Genomic DNA, 7537 nt, shown 5'->3' with positions numbered 1-7537 from the left:
GTCATCGAACCACCTGCGCTGCGGGAATTGGTGGCGGGCTGGCAGAACGATCGCATCAGCGTGTTGCCGTGAGCCAGCCTAACGGTGACTTGTGTGGCCGTCGTCGGCTCGACCTGATCTGCTGCGCGGCACTCCGTGACCCTGTCAGCCGGGCCGGATTCTGCGAAACTGGTCGTCCCAAAAGCGAATGGCAATCCGTTCTGCCAAGCAACAGAGCCTTACCCCCCCAGTAAGTGAGTTCTATTTCCGTTTCGGGTTTGTCAGGAGACTGGAGATGCCGTAGACGGCGGCTTAAACTGAAAGATCCTCCATGACACATCCCGTGATGACCAAACCAACGCCAGTGGTTTCCGTTGTCATTCCACTCTATCAAAAAGCGCGCCACATAGCCGCTGCGATCTGTGTGGCCTACATGTCCTGCCGCCTGGCAGACGTCGCTTTTGAACTCCTCGTGGTCGATGATGGCTCCACGGATGGCTCGAGCGATGTGTTACGAGACTGGGCGTCACAGGATCCTGATCACGCAAGTGTCCTTCATCTCATCAGACAGGAAAACCAAGGCGCCGCGGCTGCCCGCAACGCAGGTTGGAAAGCTGCGCGTGGGGAAGTCATCCTGTTTCTGGATGCAGATGATACTTGGGCGGACCATCACGTTTCAGAGTTGCTGGTTCTGATGACAGAATTCCCGGAAGCCGTGCTCTACGCAGATGCATGGGGCGAGATTTCGCTGGAACGTAAGGCAAAACAGCACGGTTTCGGAATCGGATCCGACCGTCGCGGACCGCTTCCTTGCTTCTTCGAGGCCATGAGTTCCGGGCCCATGATCGTCTCGTCGAGCACGGCCGGAACATGGAAAAGGTGCCTGGTGGAGAGCCAGGGATTTCCCGAAGGGGTCCGATTTGGCGAAGACAAAATAGGCTGGGGCCGTCTGGCCCTTCTGGGTGATGTTGTCTGGTCGCCTCGTATTGGTGCCACCTGGGACAAATCCGCAGACAACCGGAGCGAAAAGGTTGCAGGCTCACCACCCCGCACCGCCTGGCGCGATTTCCTGATCGAAGCGCTGGATGACCTGGAGATCTCAACGGCGACGCGGCGGAATATCCGGACTGCCGTCGCAGTTGAAAATGCCTGCCTCAGTGGCGAGATCACAATCTTCGGCCACGAAACGCCTGCGCTTTTCGCCGAAACCAGATAAAGGCCCTGGCGCGGTTGCGTCGTATTCCTATTTGCGTCGAAAGCGAAGTCAGACTGTCTAGACAGGAACAGCGTTCGCGGCCCCAAATTCCGGTCGCTGGGCGAAATGGCAAATCTACGGTCGGCGAATTGCGTGGTGGTCCGGACGTGCCGGCAGCCATCTGGTTCCTGCCGTGTCAGCTAACGCACCCGGACCATAGGCCGCGCGGTAAATGCAATGGTTGTGAGTTTGCCGCAATTGGCAACCTGACAGCACATATGGCGATCTCGTGATCGTCACGCCTTCACCAATTGCTCAAGAAGCTGCGGGATCTGCTGTTTTACCTTGAAGAACCCGGCGGTGGAGTGGGGCCAGATTGCGCAGTCCCAGTCGCGGTGCCATTCGCGCAGCGTGATGCCTCGCGCCGCCAGAGCGGGTGCAGACTCCTCCAACCAATCGCGCATCGGCCCGCGGGTAACATAAGCCGTGGCGATCTGCGTGGCGCCTGCCGATGCGGCCCATTCTACGAAGTCGTCGGGGGCATCCGCATACAGTTCTAGCGGGGAAACGCCGACCCTCGTCGCCGTATCCACCAGCGCCGCAGCCTCAAACTTTGACACGCAGTCTGCGATCGGCAAGGGGGAGCGAAGGTGGCTGGTTGTCAGAGTGGCGGACGTGCGGATGTCGAAGGCGGCAAGGCCGAAATCTTCGATCCGGCAATCCTCACCCGTGATAAGTAAGGCTGTCGGTACACCCGGTAGTGGTGGCATGAACGGGCGCAGCGGCAGAACAAATGGCAGGCCATCAGGTTCGGTCGCCTCCAGCCCTTGTGTCACCTTTGCCAGATCGTCCGAGCGCGGAGTAAACCGACCTGACGTAAAGGTCGCGATGTTGGCAGCCTCTGCCGGATAGGGCTTGCCGCGTGTATGAAGCCCGGCGACCCAGCGCCACCCCAGCGTGTTCGACGCCGCATCGCCATCGAGCAGATGCCGATAAAAGAAATCCGCCCCCAACCGCCATGGCAGGCCAAGCGTGAAGATCCAGATCGAGGCAAACCACATCCGGGCATGGTTGTGCAAATAGCCTGTCGCTACCAATTCCTCGGCCCAGGCATCGAAACAAGTAAGACCAGTTTGGCCATTCATCGCCAAGTCGACATCCCTGCGCAGACGACGGTCGCGGTCCACCGCTGCAAGATCTGCTTGCACCCCATGCACATAGCTGGTCCAGATCTGCGGACGACGTTCCAGCCAGCCTTTGAAATAGCCGCGCCAGATCACCTCTTGCACAAACTTTTCCGCATCCTGTGGCCCGTGCGATGCAAGTGCTGCCGCCACAACGTCAGATTCCAGCACAAGCCTTCGCTGGATGTATGGTGACAATACAGATACGGCTTTGTGCCCGGTTGGCCCGTGATCTGTGTTGCGACCGTTGGCATAACAGCGCCCCATACGCGGCGCAAAGGCCGCAAGCCGTTTTTCGCCCTCGGCACGGGTCGCTGTCCAGTCGGTCATGGGTCCACCTTTTTCACCTTCGCCGCCTAAGGTGGCGCAGCCCAACGCGATTTCAACAGGGAGCCGTGTCCGTGTTGAAATAGGGCTCTATCATCGGGCGTAAGGCGACACGCGCCCGAAGTTTTGCCGCCATCAGATACATGCCGCCGATCTTGCGGTGCAAAAACAGCGTTGCAGCGGGCGGCACATGGGCAAGCTCGCGGTCATTGCCGACGGCAAGACCCATATCACGCAACCGTTCCAGCAGATCACTGCGGCCAAAGTCAAACGGGGCGTCTTGACGCAGTGGAGCCATCGCCATCTGGAACATCGACGTGATCAAATCCTGATGGTGCGGGGCGGTATTGGGACCAAAATACCCGATGCGCAGCATCGCTTCCCGCGTCTCGTCGGGGGTTCCATCCAAGGCCACCCGCGCAAGGGCGCGGAAATTCGCGGCAAGGTCGTGCGCGATGGGCTGCACCGCACCAAAATCCAGCAACACGATGCGCCCGGTTTTCGGATCATACCGGTAATTGGCAAGGTTGGGGTCAGTCTGTATCGCCCCGAAGACGAACAATTCGCGCAATAGAAGGTCGATCAAGGCTGCGGCCACTTGATCGCGCATGGCCTGCGGCGCCTCAATCAGGCTTTCAAGCGGCGCACTGTCTAGATAGGTCATGGCGAGGACCTGCGTTGTGCAAAGGTCCGAATGGAGGTCTGGCAGAACGAAGGTGTCAGACTCCGCCAGCAACGCACCAAAGCGGGTCAGATGCTGCGCTTCGGCGAGATAATCGGCTTCGGCGTGCAATTGGCGCTTGGCCTCGGCCATCAGGGGGGCAAGGTCCATCCCGCGCGGCGTGACGCCCGGCAGACGCATCAGTGCGGCCATGTTGTCCACATCACTGTCGATGCTGCGCCGCACACCGGGATATTGCACCTTGATCGCCAAGTCGCGGCCATCGTGCGTAAGGGCGCGATGGACTTGCCCGATCGAGGCCGCCGCAAAGGGGCGCACGTCAAACCGGGCAAAGCGTTTGTGCCAGCCTGCGCCCCATTCGGCATTTAGTACGGTTTGAAGCTGTTTCGGTGGCATATGGCGGGCATCGTCGCGCGTCCGGGCAAGGATCGCCGTCAGTTCGTCGGGCAGGGCCAGCCCGGTATCCATCGACAGCATCTGTCCAAGTTTCAGCGCCGCACCGCGTAGTTGCGAAAGCCCGTCGGTCAAACGAAATGTGTTAGCCGGAGTCATCAAAAGCTGCGCCATGTCGGGCCGCCTGCCTTGTGCCAGCGCGCGCAAGCCCCCCGCAGCGACGCCGCCCGCAATCCCTGAGGCGATTCCTCCAAACCGCAGGAACCTCACCACGCGGCCAGTTGGCACAGGTGCACATTTGTCATCATGGTCTTGTGGCAAGTCGTCCCCCGATCTCAGTCAGAAACAGCGGCGGTTTGCTTGCGCAACCGGCGCAAATGCCAGCGGTAAATGACGGGAGCCAATACATAGTCGTAAACCGCCGAAGCGATTTGCCTGATGCCTGGCAGACCTATGGTTCCGGCCAACCACCTGTACCTTGGCATTTGCGCCCAAAGCACTAGAAACGCAGGTATCCCCGACGTCAGCCTGCCCTCATGCAGCACATAAAGCCGTCGGGCGGCCGTGTCGGCATCAAGCCTCCATTGCAGCCGCGCGTCCGAGTTCAGATCGTCGAACCGGATAGGCAAGCCATTGCGATCCGCATATTGCACGTAGTGCCTGATCTCAAAGTTACAGACCGGGCAGCTAGCATTGTAAAGGACGCAGGTTGACGGGTTATTTTCCATGGTCGACAGTTAGACCGCTGCAAAAGTAATTCAACACCCACTTTTTCGCGAAGGGATGGGTAAGGACGCGAGTGCGCGCCACGGTGCGGTTACGTAGCTTTTTCTCCGCATTGCGGCTATACGGCCTTAGCGAAGCGAGTAGCCATTTTCCGCCCAACGTGTCGAATGCTGCACCAGCAGGGATCGGGGCTGGGAATGCTATTTTGGGCTGACGGCGGCCCGTTACAGCGTCACTTGCGAACTGCCGGTTCGGGTAGGGTGTTGCGACGGTTTGACCAAGTGATCAGGGGACAAATGCTAAGTTGGAAAGCGATTAACTTGCAGTTAATGCCAAATGTTCATGTCAACGCCATGTCAACGCGCGTACGTCTTTTTCCGGCGGGTTTTGAGGGCTAAAACGCGCAAATATAGTTCAATGTCCGGTTCACAAATTTGTAAAATCAAAGGCTTATCGGCTAAGTGCCTGTTTTTGCTAACCTATTGGAATCGTGGGATTATAGGCTCATAACCTGAAGGTCGTCAGTTCAAATCTGACTCCCGCAACCAATTTATGCAAATAAAACAAATACTTAGAATACGACCTAAACAGTCGGGATTTCGCTTGTCAAATCCATGTCAACGCTATGTCAACGTTTAACGAGTCGCCCTGCAAGTGAACCGTGAGCGTCGGCTGTTGGCCATTGGTTTTGCTGTTGCGGCGAGGCGGGCTACCGGTCCGACTATGCGGCGTGAGCTCGCTGGGGAGCCCCTGACGAGGTCAATTTGAGGGAATGAGGCGCTGCGCGTGGAGCCACGGCATCAGTGCGCCGATGTCCTTGGCCGAGTGGCAATTGGCGATGCTGATGAACAGGTCGCGCATGTACCCCAGATAAAGTTCGCTGGAGTAAGCGCCAAGCAACGCAAAAAAAACGGCAACCGTGCCACTTCGGTGTATGCGCTGCCTGCGTCACATTGAGATTTTCGGAGTGCATATGTTGACAGGCATTTGGCTGTCGCGTGCGCGTGGTCGTCAGGGAGTCCCGGGCGAGCTCATTTGTGATGAGGTAGCGGCGGCATATGCCCATGGCATCAAAGCGTCGATGTCCTTTTCGAGATGCCCGCTGGCCAGCTTTGTGTACAGATCGTGCAGGTAGGCATAGGGATCGACGCCATTGATGCGACATGTTCCGATCAGGCTAGCGAACCTTGCCCAACAACGGGCTCCGTCATCGTGCCCGGCAAAAAGTGTGTTGCGGCGTGTCATGGCGGGGCTTCTGATCGCATTTTCGACCAGGTTGGAATCCATGTCGACATGGCCATCGTCCAAGAACAGACGGAAGCCCTCCTGACGTCGCAGCATGTAGGCCAGAGCTTTTCCCAATTCGGACTTGCGCGAGACACGGCCGGCCTGAGCGTTCAGCCAAACAAAGAATTTATCGACCAGCGGGCGGGATTTCTCCTGCCGGACCGCACGCCTTTGCGCGGTCGGCAGCCCACGGATCTCGGCCTCGATCTTGTAGATGGCCGCGATCTGCAGCAGAGCCTCGACGACGATTGGTGAGCCCGCTTTGGGCTGCGCCTTGATCAAGGCGCGCCTCCCATGCGACCAGCAATAGGCCAGCTTCAAGGGTGCGCCACCCACCCGCTTGGAAGTGCCCAAGGCGGTGTAGCCTCCATAGGCATCCACCTGGATTGTGCCATCAAAGCCTTTGAGGATTTCTTCGGCATATTTGCCATTTCGTCCGGGGCGATAATGGAACACGACGCCAGGTGGCGATGGTCCGTTCCAGCCGCGATCATCCCGCATAACAGCCCAGAAGTACCCTGTCTTGGTTTTGCCTCGTCCGGGATCGAGCACGGGCGCTGTTGTTTCATCGACATAAAGCCGTGTGCTGCCTTTCAGAAGTTGCATGGCCATGTGATCGACCACGGGGGCAATCAGTGCGCCTGTGCGGCCCATCCAGTCCGACAGGACTGCACGATCGATCGGCGCGCCGTTGCGGGCCATGGCCACGGATTGCCGGTTCAAAGGATTGAAATCGCAAAATTTGGCCACAGTGATCTGCGCCAGCAGGGCTTCGGTCGGCCAGCTGTTTTCCAGAAGATGCGCCGGTGCCTTGGCTTGGATCACGCCTGCGCGGCCTTTGGGGCAGGCGTATTTTGGGCGCACAGTAACGATGACTTGGTATTGCGCAGGAATGACATCCAGCCGCTCCGAACGATCCTCACCGATCTTGACCATATCGCCACAGCCACAGGGGCAAACGATGTTTTCGGGATTGATGACCCGCTCGACGCGCGGCAGCCCCTCTGGAAGGGTCCGAGGCTTGCGCGGTTTGCGGGGCTTTTTGTCCTTTGCAGTCTTGTCGAGCTGGTCGATCTTGTTTTGAACGGCGTCGATTTTTTGCTGCGTCTCGGCGATGGCGGTCTCTTGATCTTCGAGTGCCAGTTCCAGCTGATCAGGGCTCAGCTTTTCCGACTTGGGTCCGAACTTGGTTCGCCGATGATCGGCCACCTGACTTTCTAGCTTCTCGACCAGCGCTTTCAGTTCGGTGATGAAGACGTCCTTCTCAGCGCCGACAGCCTGTTCATGTTGCCGCGCCGCGCGCTCTACAGCCAGCTCGAACCGCTGCGCTTCAAAGGCCCTCACGACCTCGGGCGGCAGGCCCGGAAACTGGCTAATATCGAACGGCTGTGACATGCGCTTTTCTACCATGAACCAGTAGAAAAGCCCAATAAAACAACGCTTAAATCTGGCCCTGAGTCACCCTGCCGCAGCAGGCGCCACAACCGGTTTTGCCACCATCCGCCGCCAATCCAAGCCTTCGAACAACGCCTCATACTGGGCCCGAGAAAGCTGCATGACACCGTCCTCGATCTTGGGCCACACAAAATTGGAAACCTCCAGACGCTTGTAGATCAGAACAAGTCCGGTTCCATCCCAAACCAAAATCTTCAGCCTGTCGCCACGCTTGGAGCGGAACACCACCGTCCGGAACGTGTCAACGACTTTGAGACAGTGGCCTTTGGAATTTAGGCTTGGGTTTCTTCGGTTGGTTTTGGTGGGTTG

The 7537-nt window shown here is 58.3% G+C and carries 6 protein-coding genes; 1 reads left to right on the top strand and 5 read right to left on the bottom strand.

From position 1 onward, the window contains the following. Positions 1–310 precede the first annotated feature (310 nt). Positions 311–1195: a glycosyltransferase family 2 protein gene (locus ACEN2R_RS20335; protein ID WP_442044694.1), complete on the top strand. Its 885-nt coding sequence runs from the start codon at positions 311–313 to the stop codon at positions 1193–1195. Positions 1196–1470: 275 nt separating this feature from the next. Here ACEN2R_RS20335 and ACEN2R_RS20330 read toward each other — a convergent pair whose 3' ends face one another. The 5 genes from ACEN2R_RS20330 to tnpB form a co-directional block, all read right to left on the bottom strand. After that, entirely contained in the window at positions 1471–2688 is a 1218-nt protein-coding gene (locus tag ACEN2R_RS20330; protein ID WP_442044692.1) for an FAD-binding domain-containing protein, read from the bottom strand. Positions 2689–2740: 52 nt separating this feature from the next. Continuing rightward, positions 2741–3934 carry an ABC1 kinase family protein gene (locus tag ACEN2R_RS20325; RefSeq protein ID WP_442044690.1) on the bottom strand — a complete coding sequence of 398 codons (1194 nt, stop codon included), beginning with the start codon at positions 3932–3934 and terminating at the stop codon, positions 2741–2743. 161 nt (positions 3935–4095) lie between these two features. Beyond that, on the bottom strand, positions 4096–4488 hold the full coding sequence (locus ACEN2R_RS20320; RefSeq protein ID WP_442044688.1) for a thiol-disulfide oxidoreductase DCC family protein: 393 nt from the start codon (positions 4486–4488) through the stop codon (positions 4096–4098). A 1009-nt stretch (positions 4489–5497) separates the two neighbouring features. After that, positions 5498–7168 (bottom strand): IS66 family transposase, encoded by a 1671-nt coding sequence (gene tnpC / locus ACEN2R_RS20315; protein ID WP_442044687.1) that lies wholly within the window; start codon positions 7166–7168, stop codon positions 5498–5500. Between the two features lie 63 nt (positions 7169–7231). Beyond that, the coding region (gene tnpB, locus ACEN2R_RS20310) for an IS66 family insertion sequence element accessory protein TnpB (protein ID WP_442044685.1) at positions 7232–7537 on the bottom strand (306 nt) is incomplete at its 5' end.

The sequence above is a fragment of the Pseudogemmobacter sp. W21_MBD1_M6 genome (assembly GCF_052119585.1).
Classification (GTDB): domain Bacteria; phylum Pseudomonadota; class Alphaproteobacteria; order Rhodobacterales; family Rhodobacteraceae; genus JBGQOJ01.
This window is presented reverse-complemented; position numbering and strand designations above follow the sequence as displayed.